Raw genomic sequence first — 24,414 nt, 5'->3', positions numbered from 1 at the left:
GTCCCCACGGCGGAAGGCGGCGCGCGGCCCCGGCCGGGCGCCGGAAACGCCACCGGCCCAGGCCCAGGAACGGGAGGTCTCGGCCCAGGCCCAGGAACGGGAAGTCCCGTCAGGCGTAGGAGCAGGAGGTCTCGGCCCGGACCCGGCCCCAGGCTCACAGCAGGAGAAGGCCGGACCGGGGCCCCCAGGACAGGCCCCGCCCCGACCAGGAACGATGCCCGGCGGTCGCCGGGCCGAAGTGTGGGCAAAGAGGGACGCAGGGCGAGCAACCAGGACCGCGCGGATCGCCATCTAAGGGCGCGGAGAGGCTCGCTGCCGAAGGCGGGGCCGTCACCACCCCGGTCCTTCACCCACCTGTCCTGGAAGCGAGATCCCGATGAGCCTGACGGGCACGCCCTTCTTTCTCACCTCGATCGCGCTGCTGATCGTCGCCCTCGTGCTGCCGCTCGCCCTGTGGGGCCGGATAGCCGGGCCGCGCCTGGTGCGCGGCCTCGCCCGGCTGGTGATGTTGGTGTTCGCGCAGCTCACCGCCATCACCCTGGTCTTCGTCGTGGTCAATGACGCGAACAACCTCTACGACACCTGGGGCGATCTGCTCGGGACCGCCGGCCATGTCGAGGAGGCGAGGGACCTCGGTCCGGACGGCACGGGCGGCAAGCAGATCAACGACCGGCCCAAGCAGCTCCAGCAGTTCCGGCCGGCCGACGACCCGGTGGTCGGCAGCGGCGTGCAGATGACGGATCTCAAGGGCACCATCTCGGGTGTGAACGGCGAGGTCTATGTATGGCTGCCGCCGCAGTACAACGACCCCGCCTACCGGAACACGAAGTTCCCGGTGGTCGAGGTACTGCCCGGCTACCCCGGCTCGTCGAAGTCCTGGCTGGGCTCGCTGCGCGCGGGGGAGCAGCTGCGGCCGCTCATGGAACGTGGCGAGGTCAAGCCCTTCATCCTGGTCGCGCCGCGTACCAACGTGCTGGGCACCGCCGACACCGGGTGCGTCAACATCCCCGGCAAGGTCAACGCCGACAGTTGGCTGACCGTCGACGTGCGGCAGATGGTCATCGACAACTTCCGGGCCGGTAGTACCCCGGACGCGTGGGGCCTCGCGGGGTATTCGGCGGGTGCTCACTGCGCCACGAAGCTCGCGCTGGCCCACCCGGACCGCTACCGCGCCGCGGTCGCCATGTCCGGCTACAACGACCCGGCGATCGAGCGCGATTCGCTGGCCGGCAAGGACCCGAAGCTGCGCGTGGAATCCAACCCGATGAACATCCTGAGCGCGGCCAACGCGGCGGGTAAGCCGCCGCGTACGGCCCTGTACATCTCGGGCGCGTCGGGCGACGGCTACCAGGCGGGCCTCGGGCTGCGGCAGATCGCGAGGAAGCCGACGACGGTGACCGTCCAGCAGATCCCGGCGGGCGCGGGCGGGCACTCCACGGCGGTGTGGAAGCAGCAGGTGCCGGTCACCTTCGCGTGGTTGGGCCGCCAGATCACGGCGTCGAACGGCACCCTCAGCCCTTGACCCCAACATGCGGGTCAGGCAGGGCGGGAGGCCCCCGCGAACGGCATCTGGTCGATCGGTGCGATGCGCACCGGCGCACCCGGATGCGGGGCGTGGATCATCTTCCCGTCGCCGATGTAGAGGCCGACGTGGCTGATCCCGGCGTAGAAGAACACCAGGTCGCCAGGGGCGAGTTGGGATCTGTCGATGCGGGATCCCGCGTTGATCTGGGTGTAGGTCGTACGGGGCAGGGAGATCCCGCCGGCCTGCCAAGCGGCCTGTGTCAGGCCCGAGCAGTCGTACGCGGAGGGGCCGGTCGCGCCCCAGACGTAAGGCTTGCCCAGCGCGGCGTAGGCATACGAAACAGCTTGCGCCGCACGGGGGTTGGGCGCCTGGGCCGCCTCCTCCCCACCTGAGGCGGCGTCGCTCCCGCCGGCGGCGTCCTCGTTCCCCATACCCTGCCGCTGCTCGTCGGTCAGCCGGTCGAGCAGCCGCTCCGCGGAGTCCAGCTTCCGCACCACCGTCACCCGGTGCTTCTTCAGCGCGGCCTCGGTGTCCGCCAGCCGTTCCGCGGTCTCCTCCGCCCGCTCTCGGACCTGCCGGATACTGCCGAGCCGGCGCGCGTAACCGGCCACCGCGTTCGCCTGGTGGCTGCCCGCGCGCTCCAGGACGGTGGCGCCGTCGAGGTAGCGCTGGGGGTCCGCGGACAGCAGCAGGCGGACGGTGGGGTCGACCCCGCCGGAGCGGTACTGGCCGGCGGCCATGGATCCCAGGCCGGCCTTCGCGGAGTTCAGCTTCAACGTCCTGCGCGCGGCCTCGTCCTGGAGTCGGCTCAGTTCCTCGCGCGCGGTGTCGGCCTGCTCCTTGGCGCCGTTGTACTTCTGCGTCGCCACCTCTGCCTCCTGGTACAGCGTGTCGACCCGGTCCTGCACCTGGGCGGGGGTGAGTTCGGGTGCGGCCTGGACGGTGCCGTCGAAGGCGGTGGCGGTGGCGGCTCCCGCGAGGGCCAGAACGGCGGCCGTACGGGCGGTGCGCGCACCGCGCGCCGTGCCGCCGGTGAGGGCGAGCGGGTGGTGCCTGGTCCTGCGGTGCGACGCCACTGTGGCCGTCACTTCCTTCCCTTCGGGCCGTGCGTGGCCCGGGTGGTCCGGGCGGGGTCCGGTGGGTCCGGCGGCGGCCCGTGAAGAGGGGGAGCGGGCCGCCGCCATTCCTTCCGGCGGGGCGGTCGACGCGTCGCCGGGGCGGAGACCGGCGACAGCGGGGAGTCGACCGCCTGGAGGAGGACGCTAAACCTGCGTCTCCCCGGGGCGAGCCCGCTTGCCCGGCATTGCTCACTTTCGACCGCCGATTGTCCGTAGCTGACCGCGCGGTCGCCGGGGCCGCGGTCGGCTCCCTGCCTGCCCTGACCGATGCGGCGATCGGGGGTGCCCTGCCCGAAGGCCCGTGCTATGCGGCGGATACGATCCAGCACTATGGACGTAGTAATCAATATCTTCGTCGGCCTGCACATCATCGGCATCGCCTCCCTGCTGGGCGGCTTCCTGACCCAGATGAAGGCGATGAGCGCAGGCGGGGCCCGGTTCGTGCCGGCCATGCTGCACGGCGCGCTGACGATGCTGGTGACCGGCATCGTGCTGGTCGGCCTGAACCAGGCGCAGGACCAGGAACTCAACAACATCAAGATCGGCATCAAGATGGCCGTCCTGGTGGTGATCCTGGCGCTGGTCTACGTCAAGCGGGACGAGGAGACGGTCGCCAAGCCGCTGTTCGGCGCGGTCGGCCTGCTCACGGTCGCCAACATCTTCATCGCGGTGCTCTGGACCTGATCCGGCCCGGTACACCGCTCGCGCGCTCACGGCGTCGTCCGGACGAGGCCCTGCGGACGGCCTTGCGGAAGGCCCTGCAGACGGCTCACCGCGCGGTCCCCACCTCCGGAGTCCGGTTCGGACTTCCGGGGCGGTGACCGCGCGGTGGCATGTGGGGGGTGGCCGTGGGGGGTGGCCTTGGCGGAGCGGCGCCGGCGCTATGCCGGGCGGACGCTCCCGTAGATGGGCATGTAGTAGATCGACTCCTCGCGGACGTTGGCGCCCGGCTTCGGTGCGTGGATCATCTTGCCGCCGCCTATGTACATCCCGACGTGGCTGATGTCGTCGTAGAAGAACACCAGGTCACCGGGCTGAAGGTCCTTGGTGGCCACCCGCTCGCCCACCTTCACCTGGTCCCAGGTCGTGCGCGGCAGGTCGACCCCGGCCGCCTTCCATGCCGCCTGGGTCAGCCCCGAGCAGTCGTAGGACGTGGGGCCGGTCGCGCCCCAGACGTACGGCTTGCCCATCTGCGCGCGGGCGAAGGCGAGCGCCTTGTCGGCCTTGGTCGAGTACGAACCGCCGGTGTCGCTGCCGCCGCCGGTCGAGCCGTCCGAGGCGCCGTCGCCGGGCTGCTTCTGCTCCTCGCGCTGCCGGCGCTCCTCTTCCGCCTGCTTGCGCGCCAGCTCCTCGGCCTTGCGCTGGGCCGCGGCCTCCCGCTTGCGCTCCAGCTCGGCCAGCCGCGCCTTCTCCTGGGCGGTCAGCCGGGACAGCAGCTGCCGGGCCTCGGCCAGCTTGCCCTGGACCGACTGCTTGGACTCCTTCAGTGACGTCTGGGACTCCTGCAGCCGCTCCAGACTGCGGGTCGCCTCCGCGCGCTGCCGGGTGGCCTCGGCCTGCTGCTCCTGGTAGTCGGTGACCGCCTGCTTCTGCCGGCCGGTCAGCCGCTCCATGAGGTGGCTGCGGTCGACGAACTGCTGCGGGTCCTTCGCGAGCATCAGCTGCGCGGTCGGGTTCATGCCGCCGGTGCGGTACTGGGCCGACGCGAACGTGCCCAGCGTGCGCCGGGACTCGTTCATCCGCTCCGCGCGCTTGGCGGCGGCGTCCAGGAGCTTGTCGACGGTTTCGCGCTGCCCCTCCGCCTTCTCCTTGGCGGCGTTGTACTTCTGGGTGGCGACCTCGGCCTGGCGGTAGAGGCCGTCGACCTTCTGCTTGACCTCTTCGATGGTGGGCTTGGGCGCCCGGGGCGCCGCGTCGGCGGACTGCGAGAGCAGCGTGACCGAGGCGAGGGCGGCGGTGGTGAGCCCGGCCGCCGTGCGGCGGCTTCCGGGCGAACTGAGCACGCGGGTGCGCGGCTTGCGATGCGACGCCAAGGCCGGCGACTCCTTCCGTGGACCGCCTACCGGGTTAGCTGTCGGGTTCGGGCGGGTGTCGCTGACGGAAGGCTTGCCCTACGGTCGTCGCGTCCGCCTCCGGCGGCCGCGCCGATCGATTCACCCCGGTGGTGCTGGTGGGTCCCCGGCTCCGGGTGCCTTCGTGGCAGGGCCGGACTCGGCGGAGGCGGCCCGTGCTGACGCTGTCGTCTGCGGGGATGCGGGCTGCCCGAGCGAGCACGGTAGCCAACTCGTGTGGCTCCTGTGAAGGCTGATGTTCGATTTGCCCGAAACCTTTTCGTGACCTGAATGTGTGCCAGGCGTACTTGCGGCAGATGTCGGGTTCGTGGTGGTGGCGGGGGCCCGCGCCACGGCTCCGGGGTGTGACGATCCGGTGCACGACGGTGACGAAGTGGGCCGAGGCGCCCCGCGTCGACGACCGGCGTCGCCCTCGTCGCCCGCCGGCTCCCGATTTCGACTCCCCGCGGCCCCGCCGGCCCCCTGCACGACACCCTGGACGGCTCCCGTTCAGCCGCTCCCCGGTCTCCTCCGGCGCCACTCCGGCCGATTCGGACCCACTATCCGATACTCCGGGGCGGGCTGTCAGTGGGGCCGCCTAGACTCGGTGGGCGATGAGCAGCCTCTTTGACGACAGCTTCCTGGCGGACCTCGGCCCGAAGGGCGAGGAGCCCCCGCCGCCTCCCGAGGACGAGGACGGTCCCGCACAGGAGGAGATCCCCGCCGACCTGTTCGGTGGCCGCTTCGACGTGCCCGGCGGGATCCCGCACGCCATCGGCCCGGGGCGCGACCGCTACTACCGCGACGGCGCCGCCCGCCCCGCGGTCGATCCGGACGCCCTCCTGGAGGGGCTCAACGAACAGCAGAAGGCCGCCGTGGCGCACACCGGCGGGCCGCTGCTGATCGTCGCGGGCGCGGGTTCCGGCAAGACCCGCGTCCTGACGCACCGCATCGCGCATCTGCTCGGCGCCCGCGGTGTGCACCCTGGTCAGATCCTCGCCATCACCTTCACCAACAAGGCCGCGGGCGAGATGAAGGAGCGCGTCGAGGAACTGGTCGGCCCGCGCGCCCACGCGATGTGGGTCTCCACCTTCCACAGCGCCTGCGTCCGCATCCTGCGCCGGGAGAGCAAGAAGCTGGGCTTCACGTCCTCCTTCTCGATCTACGACGCGGCCGACTCCAAGCGGCTGATGGCGCTGGTGTGCCGGGACCTCGATCTCGACCCCAAGCGCTTCCCGCCCAAGTCCTTCAGCGCCAAGGTCTCCAACCTCAAGAACGAGCTCGTCGACGAGGAGACCTTCGCCCAGCAGGCCGCCGACGGTTTCGAGAAGTCCGTCGCCGAGGCGTACTCGATGTACCAAGCACGCCTGCGCGAGGCCAACGCCCTCGACTTCGACGACATCATCATGACGACGGTCAATCTCCTCCAGGCCTTCCCGGATGTCGCCGACCACTACCGCCGCCGCTTCCGGCACGTGCTCGTCGACGAGTACCAGGACACCAACCACGCCCAGTACACCCTCGTACGCGAACTGGTCGGCCCCGCGGAGGAAGCCGGCGAGCTGTGCGTCGTCGGCGACGCCGACCAGTCCATCTACGCCTTCCGCGGCGCCACGATCCGCAACATCCTCCAGTTCGAGGAGGACTACCCGGACGCCACGACGATCCTGCTGGAGCAGAACTACCGCTCCAGCCAGACGATCCTCAGCGCCGCCAACGCCGTCATCGAGCGCAACGAGAACCGCCGTCCCAAGAACCTCTGGACGGACGCCGGAGCCGGCCCCAAGATCACCGGCTATGTCGCCGACACCGAGCACGACGAGGCCCAGTTCGTCGCCGACGAGATCGACCGGCTCACCGACGCGGGCGACGCCAAGGCCGGCGACGTCGCGGTCTTCTACCGCACCAACGCCCAGTCCCGTGTCTTCGAAGAGATCTTCATCCGGGTGGGGCTGCCCTACAAGGTCGTCGGCGGCGTGCGCTTCTACGAGCGCAAGGAGGTCCGCGACGTCCTCGCGTATCTGCGGGTGCTCGCCAACCCCGAGGACACCGTCCCGCTGCGCCGCATTCTGAACGTCCCCAAGCGCGGCATCGGCGACCGCGCCGAGGCGATGATCGACGCCCTGTCCCTGCGCGAGAAGATCACCTTCCCGCAGGCGCTGCGCCGGGTCGACGAGGCGTACGGCATGGCCGCCCGCTCCGCCAACGCCGTCCGGCGGTTCAACGTCCTCATGGAGGAGCTGCGCACCATCGTCGAGTCCGGTGCGGGCCCGGCGACCGTCCTGGAGGCCGTCCTGGAGCGCACGGGCTACCTCGCCGAACTCCAGGCCTCCACCGACCCGCAGGACGAGACCCGGATCGAGAACCTCCAGGAACTCGCCGCGGTGGCCCTGGAGTTCGAGCAGGACCGCGGCGAGGAGAACCCCGGCACCCTCTCCGACTTCCTGGAGCAGGTCGCGCTGGTCGCCGACTCCGACCAGATCCCGGACGAGGACGAGGACGGCAGCGGCGTCATCACCCTCATGACCCTGCACACCGCCAAGGGCCTGGAATTCCCGGTGGTCTTCCTCACCGGCATGGAGGACGGCGTCTTCCCGCACATGCGCTCGCTGGGCCAGACCAAGGAGCTGGAGGAGGAGCGCCGGCTGGCGTACGTGGGCATCACCCGCGCCCGTGAGCGGCTCTACCTCACCCGCTCGACGATGCGCAGCGCCTGGGGCCAGCCGTCGTACAACCCCGCCTCCCGCTTCCTGGAGGAGATCCCGGACGACCACGTCGAATGGAAGCGGACCGGGCCCGCGACGCCGTCCGCTTCCATGGGCGGACTCTCGTCGGGCGGCGGCTTCGGGAGCGGCATCGGCTCCGCGCTGTCGTCGTCGGCGCGGGCGAAGGGCCCGAGCGGCTTCGCGACCCGCCGGTCGAAGGACCGCACGGTCGTCGCGCTGACCATCGGCGACCGCGTCACCCACGACAGCTTCGGGCTCGGCACGGTCGTGGGCGTCAAGGGCAGCGGCGACAACGCCGAGGCGACGATCGATTTCGGCGGCGAGAAGCCGAAGCGGCTGCTGCTGCGGTACGCGCCGGTGCAGAAGCTGTAGCCGGCGCGGGGGACGGCGGAGTCGTCGGGCCGGGGGCATCGCCCTCGGCCCCTTCGACGGGCCGGGATCCGGTCAGTTGGGGTCGAGGCCGTGGCTGCGCAGCCACGGCAGCGGGTCGACCGCCTCGCCGCCGCCGGGGCGCACCTCGAAGTGCAGATGCGGCCCGGTGGAGTTGCCGGAGTTGCCCGAGTAGGCGATCTGGTCACCGGCCTTGACCGAACCGGAGCGGATCTTGGTGCTGCTGAGGTGGCAGTACCAGGTCTCGGTGCCGTCGGGTGCCGTCACGATCGCCATGTTGCCGTACGCGGAGTTCCACTGGGTGCGGACGGTGCCGTCGGTCGCGGCCATGACGGAGGTGCCGTAGCTGACCGGGAAGTCGATGCCGCTGTGCACGGACATCCAGTTGACGCCGGCCTGGCCGTAGAGCGCGCTCAGTCCGTGCTGCTTGACCGGCAGCAGGAACTTGGGACGGGCGGCCTCCTTGCGGGCCGCCTCCTCCGCGGCGCGCTTGCGCTCCAGCGCCTGGCGCTCCTTGAGGTCGATCCGCTCCTGGGTACGGCTGGCCCGGTCGCGGAAGTCGTCGGCGCCCCTGCTGAGCCCTTCGAGCTGGGTGTCGAGCTTGCTGTTGGCGAGGGCCGGTTTGATGCCGCCGGTGTCCGGCGCGGCCTGCGCGGTCGCCTCTTCCTTGTCGTCGCCCGTGAAACCGCTGACGGACGCGGCGGCCACGGCGCACACCCCCATGGCGGCGACCGAGGGGACGGCGACGGTCAGCAGCGCCGACCGCTTCACCGGCCGCCGGCGGCCACGGCCGCGGACCGACTTGCCGGCCTCCCGGCCGACGACGCGAGTGGCGACCGGCGGAGTGACCGGCATGGCCTGCGTCATCGCGTCGGCGACGGCCGCGGCCTCCTCGGACACGGGAGTCGACGCGGTGTGGGCACCGTCCTCCGACTCGTACGTCTCGTGCGCCTGCCCGGCGAACTCGTGACCCGCGCTTTCCGGGGTCGCGTCCTGCCCAAAGGGGTCCTGCCCGAAGGCGTCGTGCCCGAGAGCGTCGTGCCCGGGGGCGGCGTCGGGGGCCGCCCCGTAAAGGGCGCCCTCGTGGGACGTCGTCTCGAACTGGCCGGTCGCGTACGGATCGGAGTCGTACTGCCCGGTCCCGGTCTGCCCGGCCTCGAACTGGGTGGCCTCGAACTGGCCGGTGCCGTAGCCCGTCGCCTCGCCCCAGACGGTGGTGTCCCACTGGCCGGTGTCGTTCGGCGGGGGCCCTGCCTGGGCCGGGATGCTCGCGATCAGGCCCTGGTCCTCGGTCGACCAGACGGCGGTGGCGTCGAAGCTGCCGGTCTCCTGGAGCGCGTCGGCGTGGTACCCGGCGGGGTCGTAGCCGTTGGTGGGGTAACTCCCGCTGTCGTAGCCGCCGGTGGCGTAGTTGCCCGCGTCCCATCCGCCGTCGGACTGCGCGGGGACCCCGTAGCCGGTGTCGTAGCCGGGGTGGCCGTACGCTCCGGTGTCCTGCCCGGCCAGGCCGTGCGCGGCGGTGTCGTACGCGGGAGCCCCGTAGGCGGTGTGTGCGTACGGGTCGTGTTCCGCGGCCGGCTGCTGCGTGCCGTAGGCGGCGTAGGAGCCGATGTCGTAGGCGCCGGTCTCGTGGCCGCCGGCGTCGTACTGGCCCGGGACGAAGGCGTCGGGATGGCCGGTGGCGTCGTACCCGCCCTGGCCGTAACCGGCCTGCCCATAGGCGCCGGTGTCGTACACACCGGTGTCGTAAGTGCCCGTGGCATAAGGGTCCGTGGCATACGCGCCGGTGTCGTACTGGCCCGTTTCGTACGAGCCGGGAAGCGAACCGAAGAGCGGGTCGCCGCCGCCGTACTCGGCCACGGCATCCTGGGAGTGCTGCGGGGCGTAGACGTCGTAGCCCGGATAGTGCGCATGCGAGGCGTCGGAAGCGGGGCCTGTCGGAAGCGGAGCCCCCGATGGGTGACGGTCGTTCACCAACTTCTCTTTCGCCTCGGCAGCAGGAGAATTAGCGGCGACTGTACCCGGCGGTACGCGACGGCGACAATCTTCCACAGGTTTCAGCCTCGACGAGACCGGGCATTTGGCCGCCTTTCGCCAATCCACATGCGAGATATTGGCGCCACGTTCGACGTTTGTTCGATGTCGAGCCGTGATCGCCGCGCGAATGCGGGGCCAATGCGACGCGGTGAGGGATCGGTTCAAGCCACCGAAAAGGCCCGTCCTGTCCCTTCCGCCTCCTCGACCGAGGTGAGTGCCTCGCGGATGCCCGCCGCGACCGTGCCGTTGACCGGTAGCGCGAGATGTCCGACACCGGTGACATGCACGTTGTACGCACTCAAATCAGGGTGTTCGACGCAGGCCGTCCGGGGCGGCGCCATCACGTGGTCGTCCTCGCTCCAGAACGCGACGAAATGCGTCCGGCAATGCGGGGCCGGAAGTGCCAGCTCGGCGATCACATCGGAATCCGGCCGCATCTGCCGAATGACGGGGTGCGCCGACATCAGCGGCGCGACGCTCGTGCCGGAGTGCGGCGTACCGAGAGTGATGACCGTACGCACCCTGGAGTCACCGCCCAGTCGCTGTACGTAATATCGCGCGATCAGCCCGCCGAGACTGTGGCCGACGATGTCCACTCGGGTGTGCCCGGTCCGCAGGCACACCTCTTCCACATGCTTGCCCAGCAGATCGGCGGCCTTTCGGAGATCGCAGGTCAGCGGGGAGTAGTTGAGCGCCTCGACATGGCGCCAGCCGTGCCGCCGCAGTGAGCGGCGCAGCAGCACGAAGACGGAGCGGTTGTCGATGAAGCCGTGCAGCATCAGGACGGGCGGATGGGCGCGCCCTTCCGTCGGGAGCACCGCGGGCGCGTCGGCGTCGGTGTCCTGCCCCGCGCGGCGGGGTGCGTGGTGCGGTGCGGGCTGCTCCTGGGAGATGCCCGTCGGGTAGAGGATCAGATGGCCCGCGAGGACCGCGAGGTCCATGAACATGCTGAGCGGGAGCAGCGAGGAGACGCGCGTGGAGAGCGTGCGCGTGCGTTCGAGCGGCGCGAAGCGGAGGTGCGCGAGAAGAGCGGCTGCGGAGAGAAGGGGCATGGCCGGCATGGCGGACCTCCCGAACGGCGTCCGGGAGGCGTCTCTGACTCCCGGTCGCCCTCGTGGGAAGCCGTAGACGGCGGCCTGGAGCGTGCTGCTCCGGCCTTGGCGCGCGCCCTGCGGCGTGGAGGCCCGGCTGCGGCTCCCCTTGCGCCCGGCCCGCGCGACGGCCTCCGCCGCTGGGCCGCGACGGTGCGACACGCGGGACGCGACGCTTGGCGAACGTGTCCCATGTGTGATTTCCCCCTCCCTGCATGTCACGAAACAGCTGGGTACGGGATGCTGGCGATAACGTTCGTTCACACTCGTGGCCGCCGGATCGCGGTCGCGCGATCGATTGTCGGCTCGGCGGCATCGCTACAGCGCATGCCGTGCATGGCTTGGAGGCAGTGATGGGTGTGGCGCGGCAAGACGGAGCGCAGTCGGAGAGCCCGAGCGCGACGGGCCGGTCGGGTCCGATCCGGGTGGTGGTGGCCAAGCCGGGACTGGACGGCCACGACCGGGGTGCCAAGGTCATCGCGCGGGCGCTGCGCGACGCCGGTATGGAGGTCATCTACACCGGTCTGCACCAGACCCCTGAGCAGATCGTCGACACCGCAATCCAGGAGGACGCCGACGCGATCGGGCTGTCCATCCTCTCGGGCGCCCACAACACCCTCTTCGCGAAGGTGATCGCCCTGCTGGAGGAGCGCGACGCGGCCGACATCAAGGTCTTCGGGGGCGGCATCATCCCCGAGGCGGACATCGCGCCGCTGAAGGAACAGGGCGTCGCGGAAATCTTCACCCCGGGCGCGACGACCGCCTCCATCGTGGAGTGGGTCAACGCGAACGTCCGGTCGCTGGCGGTCTGACCGAGGCTGCGCGGGGCGACGGCGTTCCTGCGGGCGGAGTCGAAGTCGGGGCTGCGGGCGGAAGTGGCGTTTGGGGCTGTGGGCGGAGGGCGGCGTCCGGGATGGCGGTGCGGTGCGGTTCCGGATCCCGGATCCGCGACAGGGCACTCCAGCTCAGCCGCCGGGCGCGGGATCTCGGCCCGCAGGCGCGGAATCTCGGCCCGCGGGCCGATCGCAACTCCGGAGATCCCGGTGCGGCGAACGGTCTGGCCGCTGCTTGGCCACGGTGGCCCCGGTCATGGCGGCCTAGCTAATGGGGCTCAGGGCTTGCCGTCAGCCCTCGGCGGCCTGGGCGTCCCGTCCCGGGCGCCCGTAGGTGCCCGGCCTCGGACTCGTACTCCTCAGGCCGGTACTCCCGGGCCCGTGCTCCTGTGCCTGGTTCGAGACTCCGCACCCCCTCTGACGAGGAACTGTGGCTGCGCTCCGGCACCCCCGGACGGCTGTCCTCGGACCCCTGCTCCTCGCCCCAGCCGCCCGACTCAGACCTGCGGCCGGGGAAGGCTTCTCGCCCTGGCCGCGTCGCCCGGCGCCGGGGGCGCAGCCCTGGAGCAGGTGGGTAGGCCGGGGCTTCGCCGCTGCTGGTGGCTCGTGGCCCCAGGGGCCCGGTGTAGCGCGGCGCGGTGTGGGCTTGTGCTCCCGGCCGGTCAGGGGTGTCGGGTCTGTCGGTGATGTCGACTGGCGCGGTGCGTCTGCCGGAATGGCGACCGCGCGAGGTGGCGGTGGCGTCCGCCGCCTGTGGTGGTCGGGCTAGTCGGTGGGCTCCGCGAGTGGGGTGTGGATGTGGGTGTCGGTGGGCTGTTGGGGGTTCCCTTCCGGGGCGGTGGGGTGGCGGAGTTCCGCGTGCATGGTGGAGCGCAGTCGCAGGGTTCCGACCAACCGCTGGAACGCCTCGGACCAGTAGCCGCCGGAGCCCGGTGAGGCGCCTTCCGGCTCGTCCGTGAGCGCGGTGAGCTTGTCGAGGTGGTCCGCGGCCGCCGGGTCCAGGCAGCGCTCCGCCAGGCCCATCACGCCGCTGAAGCTCCATGGGTAGCTGCCCGCGTCCCGGGCGATGTCCAGCGCGTCCACGACCGACCGGCCCAACGGCTCGGACCAGGGCACCCCGCACACGCCGAGCAGCCGGAACGCCTCCGACAGTCCGTGTGCCGCGATGAACTCCGCCACCCACCCGGCGCGTTCGTCCTCCGGCAGCACGGTGAGCAGCTTCGCCAGATCGCGGGACGAGCCGCCCGGTGCGACCTCGGCGGCCTGGGACGGAGCCGCGGGCGCGCCCAGCAGCGCCCGCGCCCAGTCGGCGTTCCGCTGGCGCACGGCGGCGCGGCACCACGCGTCGTGCAGCTCCGTACGCCAGTCGTCGGCCACCGGGAGGGCGACGATCGCCGCCGGGTCCAGGCCGCCGAAACGTTCGCGCCAGCCGTCGAGGGGCGCCGCCTCCACCAACTGGCCGAGCCACCAGGAGCGTTCGCCGCGCCCGGACGGCGGTTTGGCGGCCACGCCGTCCCGCTGCATGCCGGCGTCGCACTCGTGCGGAGCCTCGACGTGGATGGCCGGGCCGACCGGTTCCGGTGTGGCGTCCGTACGAGGGCCGGGAGTTCCGGACGGGGCGGCCAGCCGGTCCAGGCTGACGCAGGTGCGGGCCCGCTGTGTCATCCGGGCCGCCAGCGCGGAGCCGGGCAGCGCGGACAGCAGCTCGGCGGCCGTCGCGCGGACGTTACGGCTGCGGTCCGACAACGCCTGTTCCAGGAACGGCTCGTCGCCCGCCGAGAGGCCCTCGCGCAAGGAGTCGAGGAACATCAGCCGGTCCTCGGCGCGCTCGGTGGCCCACGTCGAGGCGAGCAGGTCCAGGGCCGCCTGCGGGTCGCGGCGGCGCAGCGCCGTCAGCATCGCGACCCGCTCCGCGAACAGGCCCTCTTCCCACAGCGCCCGGACGCTCTCCGGGTCCTCGGTGCCGGGCAACGCTGGGCCGCCGATGCCGCGGAGGGCGTACTTCCAGTCGTCGTTGAGCCGCGCCAGCCACAGGGCGCGCGGCCCGGCCAGGGAGAGGGCGGAGGACCGCAGATCCGTGCGGGCGCGGGCGGCGTCGAGCAGCGCGGGCAGCAGCGCCTCGGGGGCGCGGTAGCCGAGTTCGCCTGCCGCGGCGAGCCACTGGGGGAGCAGTTCGGTGAGATCGGGCGTCGGGCCGCGCCGGCTGCCGCCTGCGCCGCCGCGGTCGGCGAGCAGCAGGGAGAGCCGGCGCCGGGCAGCGGTCGGCAGTGGGGGACGGGGGTCGGCGGGGGCCGGTGAAGGGCGCTCGCCGGCCGGTGCGGGGCGCAGTGCGGCGCGGCGGCGCACCGTGCTCACCGCGGCGGCGTCGAGCAGAGCGGTGGCACCGCCCTGGCCGGGCCGTATCGCCACCGGGGGGTCGCGCCGCTCCGTACCGAGCAGAGCGGCACTCACCAGGTCGGACCAGGTGGCCTGGGCGGCCCCGGCGGGGGATGTGGTCCCGTTCGCTCCCGTGGGTGCGCCGAGATGCTGGGGCGACGGGCCGTTGGCCGGTTGTGCGCGGGCGTCGCGGGCCGCACCGGACGGTGTGGTGGTCAGGGGATTGCGGGTGCTTGGCATGGCGTTCCTCCAGGTGTGGGGCGGCGCGCGGGAGAAGGCGGCGTCACGGCGGGGCCGGGACGGGGCGCACGGGCACGGTCATGGGGTGAGGTCACAGGGACACCGGCGACGTGTCCCCGGCGGTGGCCGTGCCCCAGGCGGTGAGCGGCAGGAAGCCGCGGTGCCCGCACTCCCCGAAGACCGTGATCGGAGCGCCACCGGACAGGGCGGCCAGCTGCCACAGGCCCGAACGGCCCAGGAAGCGCGGGTCGAGCGGGAGCGCCGACTCGCCATCGGCGTCGGCCAGTTGCCAGCTCGCGCCGTCGCGTCCCGGTATCGGGGTGACATCCGCGAGCACCACCGGCCAGGAGTCGAGCCAGGGGTCGTCGCGCAGGGCGTCGCCGTACGCGGCGAGGGCGGCGTCGATGCCGTTGCCCGGTGGGACCGGGCCGGGCGCCGCAGGCGCGTGCCGTTCACCCAGGGTGGCGCGCAGCGGGCGGGCGCCCGGGTAGTAGGCCAGCTCGGCGTCGAGGACGAGGCCGGGCGGAAGGGCCGTGTCCATGGGGCGGTGAGCGCCGCCGAAGGAGAGGTGCAGCGCCATGCGTCCGGTGCGCTCCCCGCGCAGGAAGATCCGGCGGGTGACCAGCTTGCCGTCGTCGGAGTCCTGTTGGGCCAGCACCAGCCAGCGGTCGCGAATCGTGGTCGCGTCGGGGCCGGTCAGCAGTTCCGCCGCTTCGGTGGTCAGTCCGACGCGGGAGCGCACCGTCGCCGCGAGCGGGCCGGGCAGCCGCTCGATCCCCAGGAAGCTCCGGTCGAGGAGATGGAGCAGCGCACACTCCTCCAGCAGCCGGGCGGGCCAGTCGGGACCGGAGGCCGCGACCGACCCCAATTCGCGCACCCGGGCGGCGAGTCCGGGCGCCTGGGCGTCCACCATGCGGGCGGCGGTCTCGTCCCAGGAGCCGTAGCCGGCGCGGTCGGCCGAGGCCAGGCCGGCATGCAGCAGGTCCTCCAGCCGCTGCTCCAGCTCCGAGGCGCCGGCGCCGATCCGTTGCAACCGGCGCTCGGCGCGCCGCCTGGCGGCCTCCGGGTCGGCCGGTGCGCGCGACGCACCGCCGCCCTCGCCGCGCGCCTCGGCGGACCGCTCGGCGCGCTCCCGACGCCCGGCCAGCCATTCATCCGCCCACTGCGGCGGATCCCCGGCCGCCACCGCGCCGTCGCCGCCGGCCCAGAGCAGCAGCAGCCCCAACGCGTGCTTGCACGGAAACTTGCGGCTCGGGCAACTGCACTTGAAGGCCGGGCCCTTGATGTCGATGACCGCTTGGTAGGGCTTCTTCCCGCTGCCCTTGCACTGTCCCCACACCGCGCCCCCGGCGGCCCCCGCCTCCGACCACGGGCCGGGCGCCGCGAGCTTGCCGCCCGCCTTGCGTGATGCCTCGTCAGGTGCCAGCGCGAGCACCTGATCCGCCGTCCAGCGTTCCCCCTGCGAATTCATGTCATCGAAGCTACGACCCACCACTGACAGCGGCCGTAAATCGAGGTGAAGTGGCAGGTCAGAGGCGGTATTTCGGTCGTTGTCAGTGGGGTGGTGCAGGCTTGGTTCAGCAAGCGGCCGGCGGGATTTCGGGGTGCCGGACGCACATCTTGCGACGAGGGGGAGCGATGTCCGGGAACAGCGCAGGGACGACGGATGACAAGGCAGCGACGGCCGGGCCAGGCGAGGCGCTGCGGCCGCACGCGGAGGACACTTTCGCGGCGGAATTGAAGGCCCTGGCGGCGGCCGACGACCGGCCGCGGCCGGAGCGCTGGCGACTCTCGCCCTGGGCGGTGGCGACCTACCTGCTCGGCGGCACGCTCGCCGACGGCACACTCATCACACCGAAGTACGTCGGCCCGCGCCGGATCGTCGAGGTCGCCGTGACGACCCTCGCGACGGACCGCGCCCTGCTGCTGCTCGGGGTGCCCGGCACGGCGAAGACCTGGGTCTCCGAGCATCTGGCGGCGGCCGTCAGCGGCGATTCCACCCTGCTCGTGCAGGGCACCGCCGGCACCCCTGAAGAGGCGATTCGCTACGGCTGGAACTACGCCCAGCTGCTCGCCAACGGCCCCAGCCGCGAGGCGTTGGTGCCCAGCCCGGTGATGCGCGCGATGGCGCAGGGCATGACCGCGCGGGTCGAGGAGCTGACCCGTATCCCGGCCGACGTCCAGGACACACTCATCACCGTCCTGTCGGAGAAGACCCTGCCCATCCCCGAGCTGGGGCAAGAGGTGCAGGCCGTCCGCGGCTTCAACCTGATCGCCACCGCCAACGACCGCGACCGCGGCGTCAACGAACTCTCCAGCGCGCTCCGCCGCCGCTTCAACACCGTCGTCCTGCCCCTGCCCGCGACGCCGGACGAAGAGGTGGACATCGTCTCGCGCCGGGTCGAGCAGATCGGCCGCTCGCTCGACCTGCCGGCCGCGCCCGAGGGTATGGACGAGATCCGCCGGGTCGTGACGGTCTTCCGTGAGCTGCGCGACGGCATCACCGCCGACGGCCGCACCAAGCTCAAATCGCCCTCCGGCACCCTGTCCACGGCCGAGGCCATCTCGGTGGTGACCAACGGCCTTGCCCTGGCGGCTCACTTCGGGGACGGCGTGCTGCGCTCCGGCGATGTGGCCGCCGGCATCCTGGGCGCCGTCGTCCGCGATCCGGCCGCCGACCGCGTCGTCTGGCAGGAGTATCTGGAGGCGGTCGTGCGCGAGCGCGACGGCTGGAAGGACTTCTACCGCGCCTGCCGTGAGGCGAGCGCATGACCGGGGGACGCGTGGCCGCCCCGGAGAGGGCGGCCGAGAAGCCCGCGTCCGGCGGGGAGCCGGTGCTGCTAGGGGTGCGGCACCACGGCCCCGGCTCCGCGCGGGCGGTGCGGGCGGCCCTGGAGCAGTGCGCGCCCCGCGCCGTACTGATCGAAGGACCGCCCGAGGCAGACGAGTTGGTGCCCCTGGCGGCGCAGGACGGTATGCGACCGCCCGTCGCGCTGCTCGCCCATGTGCTGGACGATCCGGGCCGGGCGGCGTTCTGGCCGCTGGCCGAGTTCTCCCCGGAGTGGGTCGCACTGCGCTGGGCCCTGGAGCACGACGTCCCGGTCCGCTTCATCGACCTGCCGGCGGCGCACTCCCTGGCCATGGCCGACATGGAGAGCCCTGCAGAGGGTGAGCGGGCCGACGGCAACAGGGGAGACGGGGGACGCGGAGGGCCGGGCGAGCGGGGGAAGTCCGAGGAGCCGACCGGAGCGGAAGCGGCGGCGGAGGACGGGCACCGGGGCGAGGCTCCGGGGTGCCGGGAAGGGGCAGAGCCGGGCGACGGCGATCCGGACGGTCCGGCCGACGTACGCGTCGATCCGCTCCGGGTGCTGGCACAGACCGCGGGCTACGACGACCCCGAGCGCTGGTGGGAGGACGTCGTCGAGCACCGCGGGACGAGTGGCCCGGAGGCCGACGCGCTCGCGCCCTTCCACGCACTGGCCGAGGCGATGGCCGCGCTCCGCGAGGTGTACGGCGACGGCGGGCACGACCGCGACCCGGTGCGTGAAGCCCATATGCGGCTCCGGCTGCGGGCCGCGCGCAAGGAGTTCGGGGACGACATCGCCGTGGTGTGCGGGGCTTGGCACGTACCGGCGCTGGCACGCCGCAGCACCGTCACCGCCGACCGGGCACTGCTCAAGGGCCTGCCGAAGGCGAAGGCCGCGCTGACCTGGGTGCCGTGGACACACCGGCGGCTCTCCCGCCGCAGTGGCTACGGCGCCGGCATCGCCTCGCCAGGTTGGTACGGCCATCTGTTCAGTGCCCCCGACCGCCCCATCGAGCGTTGGATGACCAAGGTCGCGGGCCTGCTGCGGGAGGAGGACTACGCCGTCTCCTCCGCGCATGTCATCGAGGCCGTACGGCTCGCCGAGGGGCTGGCCACGGTGCGCGGGCGGCCGCTGGCCGGGCTGGCCGAGACCGACGACGCGATCCGGGCCGTCATGGGCGACGGCTCCGAGGCGCCGTCCGCCCTCATCCACGACCGGCTGGTGGTCGGCGACGTGCTCGGCGAGGTACCGGAGGACGCCCCAGCCGTCCCGCTGGAACGGGACATCGCCCGCATCCGGCGAGCACTGCGCCTCAAGCCGGAGGCGCTGGAGCGCGAGATGGAGCTGGATCTGCGCAAGGAGACGGACGCCGGGCGCAGCCGGCTGCTGCACCGGCTGCGGTTGCTCGGCATTCCCTGGGGCGAGCCGACCCGCTCCCGCGGCAGCACCGGCACATTCCGGGAGACCTGGCGGCTGCGTTGGGAGCCCGAGCTGTCCGTGCGGGTCGCCGAGGCCGGCATCTGGGGCACGACCGTGCTCGCGGCCGCCACCGCCAAGGCCGCGTCGGACGCGGTGGGCGCCGCCGACCTGGCCGCGGTGACGGCGCTGGCCGAGCAGTGCCTGCTCGCCGAACTCCCCGACGCCCTGCCGGTGGTGATGCGGGTCCTCTCGGACCGCGCCGCACTCGACGCGGACGTGGGTCATCTCGCCCGGGCGCTGCCCGCCCTCGTGCGGTCGGTGCGGTACGGCGATGTGCGCGGCACGGACGGTGCGGCGCTCCGCGAGGTGGCGATGGGCCTTGCCGAACGCGTCTTCGTCGGACTCCCCCCGGCCTGCTCGGGGCTGGACGCGGACGGAGCGTCGGAGATGCGCGGCCATCTCGACGCCACCCAGCGGGCCGTCGCCCTCCTCGGCCGACTCGAAGCCGACGCCGGCCCGACAGCCGACGCGCCGACCGGCAATACGCCGACAGGTTCCGTGCCGACCGGGGCCGGGGACAAGGTGGGGGACACGGCTGGGCTGCGGGCGCGTTGGGCCGGGGTGTTGCGGGCGGTATCGGGGCGGGACACCGTTCCCGGACTGATCCGGGGGCGGGCGGCCCGATTGCTGCTCGACGACGGCCAGTTGGGGGAGGGGGGTGCGGAGCAGCTGATGGGCCTGGCCCTCTCGCCCGGTACTCCGCCCGCGGACGCCGCGGGGTGGATCGAAGGCTTCGTCGGCGGCGGGGACGGCGGCATGCTCCTGGTCCACGACGAACGGCTGCTCGCGCTGGTCGACGGCTGGCTGACGCGGGTCCCGGGTGCCGCCTTCACGGACGTACTGCCGCTGCTGCGGAGGACGTTCGCGGAGTACGAGGCGGGGGTTCGCCGCACGCTCGGTGAGCTGGTCCGGCGCGGCCCTACGACCGGCTCCCGCCATCCTGCGGACACAGGCGAGGAGGCGGCGGCCCCGGGCTTCGGCCCCGGCCTGGACCGCGACCGCGCCGCGGCCGTCCTCCCCACCCTGCGCCTGCTGCTGGGCATCGAGGAACCGGGCTTCGGCGAGCCGCGTAGTCATGATCCGGGCACCGGCGAGCCGGGCCTCGGCTGGCCGGGAATCGGGGGGCCGGAGTTCGACGGCCCCGGCCTCGCCCCGGGGCGCGATGGGAGTGCGGTCGGCCAGGGCGCGCGGCAGCGCCGTGGAGGCGACGACCGCGAGCCGGGAGAGCAGCAGCTGGCGGACGTCGCAGGCACGTCACGCACGGCAGGTCCGACGGGCGCGGCAGGACCGGTAGGCGCAGGAAGCACGACAGGTTCGACAGGCGCGGCGGACGCAGCATTCGGCAGACGAGACAACGAGCATGCGGGGGCGGCCGGATGACAACGAGCAAGACCCACAGGGCAGATGCGGGCACGACCGCGGTCGGGACGACGGCGACTGGATCGACTTCGGCCGGGGCGACGGGGACCGCGACGACAGCGACCGGGGCGACGGGAGTCAGGGCGACGGAAGCCGAAACGACGCGAGCCGAGGCGACGGAAGGGGGAGGCCCGGCCGAGACTGAGGCCGCAGGGACTGACGCGGAGGGGACTGAGGCGGCGGTGGCCGAGACGGCAGCGACCGGGGTGGCGGAAGCCGGCACGGCGGCCGATATGGCCGTTTCCGGCACTGCGTTGGCCGAGGCGGCAGGGCCCGGGGTGGCTGGAGTCGGCACGGTGGTGGCCGAGGCAGCGGGGCCCGAGATGGCGCTGGCGGCCACGGCAGTGGCCAAGACGGTGATGGCTGGCGCGGCGACCTCCGGAGCGGTGACCTCGGCCCACGTCCCCGCCCCGGGCGCAGTGACCCCGTACGGTGTCGCCGCTCCGAACACCCCTGCACCCGGCCCCCTCAACTCCCCGGCACTCAACTCCCCAGCCCTTGAAACCACTCCCGATACCCCCAACACCCCCGACGCCGCCTCCTCCGGTTTTTCTCTCTCCGAGGAGGAGCGGTTGCGGCGGTGGCGGTTGGTGCTCGGTGGGGGAGAGGCGGACGGTACGGGGTGCGCGTTGCAGGGGCGGGACGCCGAGATGGACGGTGCGCTCGCCTCGCTCTACGGACGCGGCAAGGGCGGGCAAGGGGCGGACGGCAGGCGGCGTTCGGCGGGGCTCGGGGCATCGGCGCCCGGGGTGGCGCGCTGGCTCGGGGACATCCGTACGTACTTCCCCTCCTCCGTCGTGCAGGTGATGCAGCGGGACGCCATCGACCGGCTCGGCCTGTCCGCGCTGCTGCTGGAGCCGGAGATGCTGGAGGCCGTCGAGGCGGATGTGCACCTCGTGGGCACCTTGCTCTCGCTCAACAAAGTCATGTCGGAGACGACCAAGGAGACCGCCCGTGCCGTCGTCCGCAAGGTCGTCGAACAACTGGAGAAGCGGCTCGCGACCCGCACCCGGGCCACCCTCACCGGCGCGCTGGACCGTTCCGCACGGATCAGCCGGCCCCGCCACCGTGACATCGACTGGGACCGCACGATCCGGGCCAACCTGAAGAACTACCTCCCCGAGTACCGCACGGTCGTGCCCGAGCGGTTGATCGGATACGGCCGGGCCGCGCAGTCGGTGAAGAAGGAAGTGGTGCTCTGCATCGACCAGTCCGGCTCGATGGCCGCCTCCGTCGTCTACGCCTCGGTCTTCGGCGCGGTGATGGCGTCCCTACGGGCCATCGACACCCGGCTGGTCGTCTTCGACACCGCGGTGGTCGACCTGACGGACCAGATCGACGACCCGGTCGATGTCCTCTTCGGCACCCAGCTCGGCGGAGGCACGGACATCAACCGTGCGCTCGCCTACTGCCAGTCCCGGATCACCCGGCCCGCAGAGACCGTCGTCGTGCTCATCAGCGACCTCTACGAGGGCGGTATCCGCAACGAGATGCTCAAGCGCGTCGCCGCGATGAAGGCCTCCGGGGTGCAGTTCGTGACGCTGCTCGCACTCTCCGACGAGGGGGCGCCCGCCTACGACCGTGACCACGCCGCGGCCCTCGGTGCCCTGGGCGCACCGGCGTTCGCGTGCACACCCGACCTCTTTCCGGAGGTGATGGCGGCCGCCTTGGAGAAAAGGCCGCTGCCCATACCGGACATGGCGGAGCAACGGTGACAGGAGTGCCGGCAGGACTTGCGCGGCACCTGGCTCGTCGTGCAAGTATCAACACCATCGTTCGATCCATCGCTTGATCGCCCGCGACGCGAGTGACACCGAGGCGTACGCCCGAGTGTCCCCGTCCGAATGGGAAGGTCCCCTCCGTGTCAGCTGTGTCCGTTCTGCCTGCCACCGTGCGCTTGCCGCGCACGGTGGCCGTGCGGCGCGCGCTGCTGGCGGGGCTCTTCCTGGTGGGCTTCGTCGCCCTCGGCTTCGCCTTCGGCCCCGGCGCCCACGCCGAGGACCGCACGGCGACGCGGGACCTCTCCGGGGCATCCGCCCCGGTCGAGGGCCGGGCTGTCGATGAGAGCGCATCCCTCTCGACCGGGGCTCCGGCCACGGACGAGACGTCCACCCCGGCCCGGGCCGCCACCCGGGACGGGGCGACGGACCGACTGTCCCGCTCCGAGACCGAGTTCGCGCAGCAGCGCGAGACGGCCCGGACGGAGGTGGCCGCGCACAAGGACGCCGCGGACGGCGCGTTCGCGGAGGCCGTGCGGCCCGCCGCCGAGCAGGCCGCACGGGCCACAGAACCGGTTGCCGCGCCGGTGACCGATGTCGTGGACGAGCTGCGGGAAACGGCCGATCCGGAGCTGCCCGTTCAGCTTCCGACCTGCGAAAACCCCGGTCGGACCGGCGATGTCGGCAACCCCGGCCAGGGCGCCCCGTACGGCGAGCAGCCGGCCGGTTCGCGCGCCGACGGGGCCTCGGTCTCCGCCGCGCAGGCGTACGCCGACGCGGCCTATGGCCTGCGCACCGCGGCTGATCAGGCCCGACCCGCCGCGCAGGAACAGCGGGACCAGGGATCGCACGGCCTTCCGGGCCAGCTCCCGCAGGGCCCCGTGGCGCCTTCCCCGCACACCGCGGGCGATGGCCACAGTCCCCGTGGTGGGGACCAGAACGCCGTATCGACGGCGAATTCCCCGCGCTTCCGGCTGCTGCCGGGTGGCGTGCGTACGGCCGACGGCGCTCCGACGCGTCGGCGTGCCGAAGAAATCCTCGAATTCCCGGGCTAGGGCAGACCGCTCCGCGTCTGTAACCGACCTGCCGCGCGGGGGCGGGACAGGTCTGCCCGTCAACACCCTCTGAATTCGAAGGACTTCCTCATCATGCGCACCAACATTCGCCGTTCCATCGTTGTCGCCGCCGCTGCCACGGGTCTGTGGGCTCTGGGTTCCGTCACCGCGAACGCGGCCGAGCTGCCCGTCAGCCCGGACCTGTCGGCCACCGACACGGTGACGGACGCCGCGAAGCGGCTGCCCGCCGGTGACCTGGCCGGTACCGCGGAGGAGACCGCGGGCGGGGCCACCGACAAGGCGACGGGTGCCGTCGACGGCGCGTCGACCGATGCCCTGCCCGCCACCCCGCAGCTGCCCTCGGCCGACCGCCTCGGTTCCCTGACCGGCGCGCCGGCCGGTGTGCAGGACGTGCGGAAGGCTGCCGACCTGAAGAAGGCCAAGCACGCCGCCAAGGCCGCCAAGGCCGAGAAGAAGGCGAAGGCCGCTCTGAAGCGGGCCGGCAAGCCGGCGAATGGCACGCTGCCCGCCGTCCCGTCGCTGCCCGCCACCCCGGGTCTGCCGTCCGCCGGTCTGCCCGCCGCCCCGCAGCTGCCCGAGACGCCCGAGGTGCCCAAGGCTCCCGCGCTGCCGAAGGCTCCCGGCTCGGTCGAGAACCTGCTCGCCGGTCTCGCCGGTGCCGGTGTCCGCCCCGAGCAGCTGACGAACCCGGCCCAGGGTGGCCTGAGCACCGTCCGTCCGGCTGTCGACAAGGCGGCCGCGGATGTCCTGCCGCCCGTCGCCCGCCGCGTCGTCGTCAAGGTGGTGCCGGTCGCCCAGGGTGCCGTCGGCGGTGCCGGCCGGCTCGCTGGTGACGCCGCTGCCCACACCACCCCCTTCGTGACCACCGTCGGTGGCCGCGCGCAGGTGTTCGTGCAGGGCGTGACGGCGGACGCCACTCCGTTCGTGCAGGGCGTGGCTGCGGATGCCGCGCCGTTCGCGCAGGGTGTCGCCGCTGATGCCGCTCCCTTCGCTCAGGGGCTGGTCACCGTCGTGGTGACCGACGCGCAGGGCGTCGCCACCAGCGCCGCCGCCGGCGCGCAGGGCCTGGCGCCCGCTCAGGTGCCCGCGAACCCGACCGACGTCACCGCCGCCCTCCCGGCCGTGCCCACCGTCCCGGCTGTGCCCACCCTCCCGGCCGTGCCCGCGACCCCCGCCGTCCCGGCCAACCTGACCGACGTCACCGCGCTCCCGGCCACCCCGGCCCTCCCGGCCACCCCGGCTGTGCCCGCGACCCCGGCCGTGCCCGCTACGCCCGCCGTCCCGGCCAACCTGGCCGACGCGGTGGCGCTCCCGGCCGTGCCCGCCGACCTGACCGACGCCGCCAACATCCCGGCTCTCCCGGTCCTCCCGGTTCTCCCGAGCCGTCCGGCCCTGCCGAACCTGCCGGCCCTCCCGGTCCAGGGCGTCTGAGACCGAGTTCTCGGGCGCCGGTCCGGGTAGGGCACGGCCATCAGCCGTGGCGCCCCGGACGGTGACCTTTCACCAGCCGTAGCTCCCCGGGCGGTCA

General features: G+C 72.8%; 15 protein-coding genes and 1 riboswitch. Of the genes, 9 read left to right on the top strand and 6 right to left on the bottom strand.

All coding sequences use genetic code 11. The annotated features are described in order from the left end of the window. Positions 1-376: 376 nt before the first annotated feature. Entirely contained in the window at positions 377-1,522 is a 1,146-nt protein-coding gene (locus QOM21_RS14745) for an alpha/beta hydrolase (protein ID WP_407550370.1), read from the top strand. Positions 1,523-1,536: 14 nt separating this feature from the next. On the opposite strand, the gene QOM21_RS14740 is transcribed toward QOM21_RS14745, so the two are convergent. Then, the gene (locus QOM21_RS14740) at positions 1,537-2,613 is read right to left on the bottom strand and encodes an NlpC/P60 family protein (protein ID WP_407550368.1); all 1,077 of its coding nucleotides are present in this window, start codon (positions 2,611-2,613) and stop codon (positions 1,537-1,539) included. 360 nt (positions 2,614-2,973) lie between these two features. Between QOM21_RS14740 and QOM21_RS14735 the strand changes: the two genes are divergently transcribed. Beyond that, positions 2,974-3,327 carry a hypothetical protein gene (locus tag QOM21_RS14735; protein WP_407550366.1) on the top strand — a complete coding sequence of 118 codons (354 nt, stop codon included), beginning with the start codon at positions 2,974-2,976 and terminating at the stop codon, positions 3,325-3,327. A 197-nt stretch (positions 3,328-3,524) separates the two neighbouring features. Here QOM21_RS14735 and QOM21_RS14730 read toward each other — a convergent pair whose 3' ends face one another. Further along, on the bottom strand, positions 3,525-4,676 hold the full coding sequence (locus tag QOM21_RS14730; protein ID WP_407550364.1) for an NlpC/P60 family protein: 1,152 nt from the start codon (positions 4,674-4,676) through the stop codon (positions 3,525-3,527). A gap of 7 nt (positions 4,677-4,683) precedes the next feature. Next, a riboswitch (cyclic di-AMP (ydaO/yuaA leader) is annotated at positions 4,684-4,870 on the bottom strand. A 438-nt stretch (positions 4,871-5,308) separates the two neighbouring features. On the opposite strand from QOM21_RS14730, the gene pcrA reads away from it, so the two are divergent. After that, entirely contained in the window at positions 5,309-7,792 is a 2,484-nt protein-coding gene (gene pcrA / locus QOM21_RS14725) for a DNA helicase PcrA (protein WP_407550362.1), read from the top strand. Between the two features lie 72 nt (positions 7,793-7,864). Here the strand turns inward: pcrA and QOM21_RS14720 are convergent, their stop codons facing one another. Beyond that, positions 7,865-9,784, bottom strand: coding sequence for a peptidoglycan DD-metalloendopeptidase family protein (locus tag QOM21_RS14720; RefSeq protein ID WP_407550360.1), 1,920 nt, complete (start codon positions 9,782-9,784; stop codon positions 7,865-7,867). 224 nt (positions 9,785-10,008) lie between these two features. Next, positions 10,009-10,908 (bottom strand): esterase/lipase family protein, encoded by a 900-nt coding sequence (locus QOM21_RS14715; protein ID WP_407550358.1) that lies wholly within the window; start codon positions 10,906-10,908, stop codon positions 10,009-10,011. A 383-nt stretch (positions 10,909-11,291) separates the two neighbouring features. Here QOM21_RS14715 and QOM21_RS14710 point away from each other — a divergent pair, with 383 nt between their 5' ends. Beyond that, positions 11,292-11,750 (top strand): cobalamin B12-binding domain-containing protein, encoded by a 459-nt coding sequence (locus QOM21_RS14710; RefSeq protein ID WP_407550356.1) that lies wholly within the window; start codon positions 11,292-11,294, stop codon positions 11,748-11,750. Positions 11,751-12,536: 786 nt separating this feature from the next. Here the strand turns inward: QOM21_RS14710 and QOM21_RS14705 are convergent. Continuing rightward, on the bottom strand, positions 12,537-14,387 hold the full coding sequence (locus QOM21_RS14705) for a DUF5691 domain-containing protein (protein WP_407550355.1): 1,851 nt from the start codon (positions 14,385-14,387) through the stop codon (positions 12,537-12,539). 91 nt (positions 14,388-14,478) lie between these two features. After that, positions 14,479-15,858 (bottom strand): SWIM zinc finger family protein, encoded by a 1,380-nt coding sequence (locus tag QOM21_RS14700; protein ID WP_407550354.1) that lies wholly within the window; start codon positions 15,856-15,858, stop codon positions 14,479-14,481. 167 nt (positions 15,859-16,025) lie between these two features. Between QOM21_RS14700 and QOM21_RS14695 the strand changes: the two genes are divergently transcribed. From QOM21_RS14695 to QOM21_RS14675, 5 genes are all read left to right on the top strand, one after another. Further along, positions 16,026-17,159 carry an AAA family ATPase gene (locus tag QOM21_RS14695; RefSeq protein ID WP_407550352.1) on the top strand — a complete coding sequence of 378 codons (1,134 nt, stop codon included), beginning with the start codon at positions 16,026-16,028 and terminating at the stop codon, positions 17,157-17,159. Continuing rightward, complete coding sequence (locus tag QOM21_RS14690) at positions 17,156-20,053, top strand: DUF5682 family protein (protein ID WP_407550350.1); 2,898 nt, start codon at positions 17,156-17,158, stop codon at positions 20,051-20,053. The genes QOM21_RS14695 and QOM21_RS14690 overlap by 4 nt, the downstream gene beginning before the upstream one ends. 398 nt (positions 20,054-20,451) lie before the next feature. After that, a complete protein-coding gene (locus QOM21_RS14685) occupies positions 20,452-21,807 on the top strand; it encodes a VWA domain-containing protein (RefSeq protein WP_407555674.1) in 1,356 nt (451 codons plus the stop codon). A gap of 146 nt (positions 21,808-21,953) precedes the next feature. Further along, the gene (locus QOM21_RS14680) at positions 21,954-22,865 is read left to right on the top strand and encodes a hypothetical protein (protein ID WP_407550348.1); all 912 of its coding nucleotides are present in this window, start codon (positions 21,954-21,956) and stop codon (positions 22,863-22,865) included. 93 nt (positions 22,866-22,958) lie between these two features. Then, entirely contained in the window at positions 22,959-24,317 is a 1,359-nt protein-coding gene (locus QOM21_RS14675; RefSeq protein WP_407550347.1) for a hypothetical protein, read from the top strand. Positions 24,318-24,414 lie beyond the last annotated feature (97 nt).

The organism is Streptomyces sp. Pv4-95 (assembly GCF_045782725.1).
GTDB lineage: Bacteria > Actinomycetota > Actinomycetes > Streptomycetales > Streptomycetaceae > Streptomyces.
This window is presented reverse-complemented; position numbering and strand designations above follow the sequence as displayed.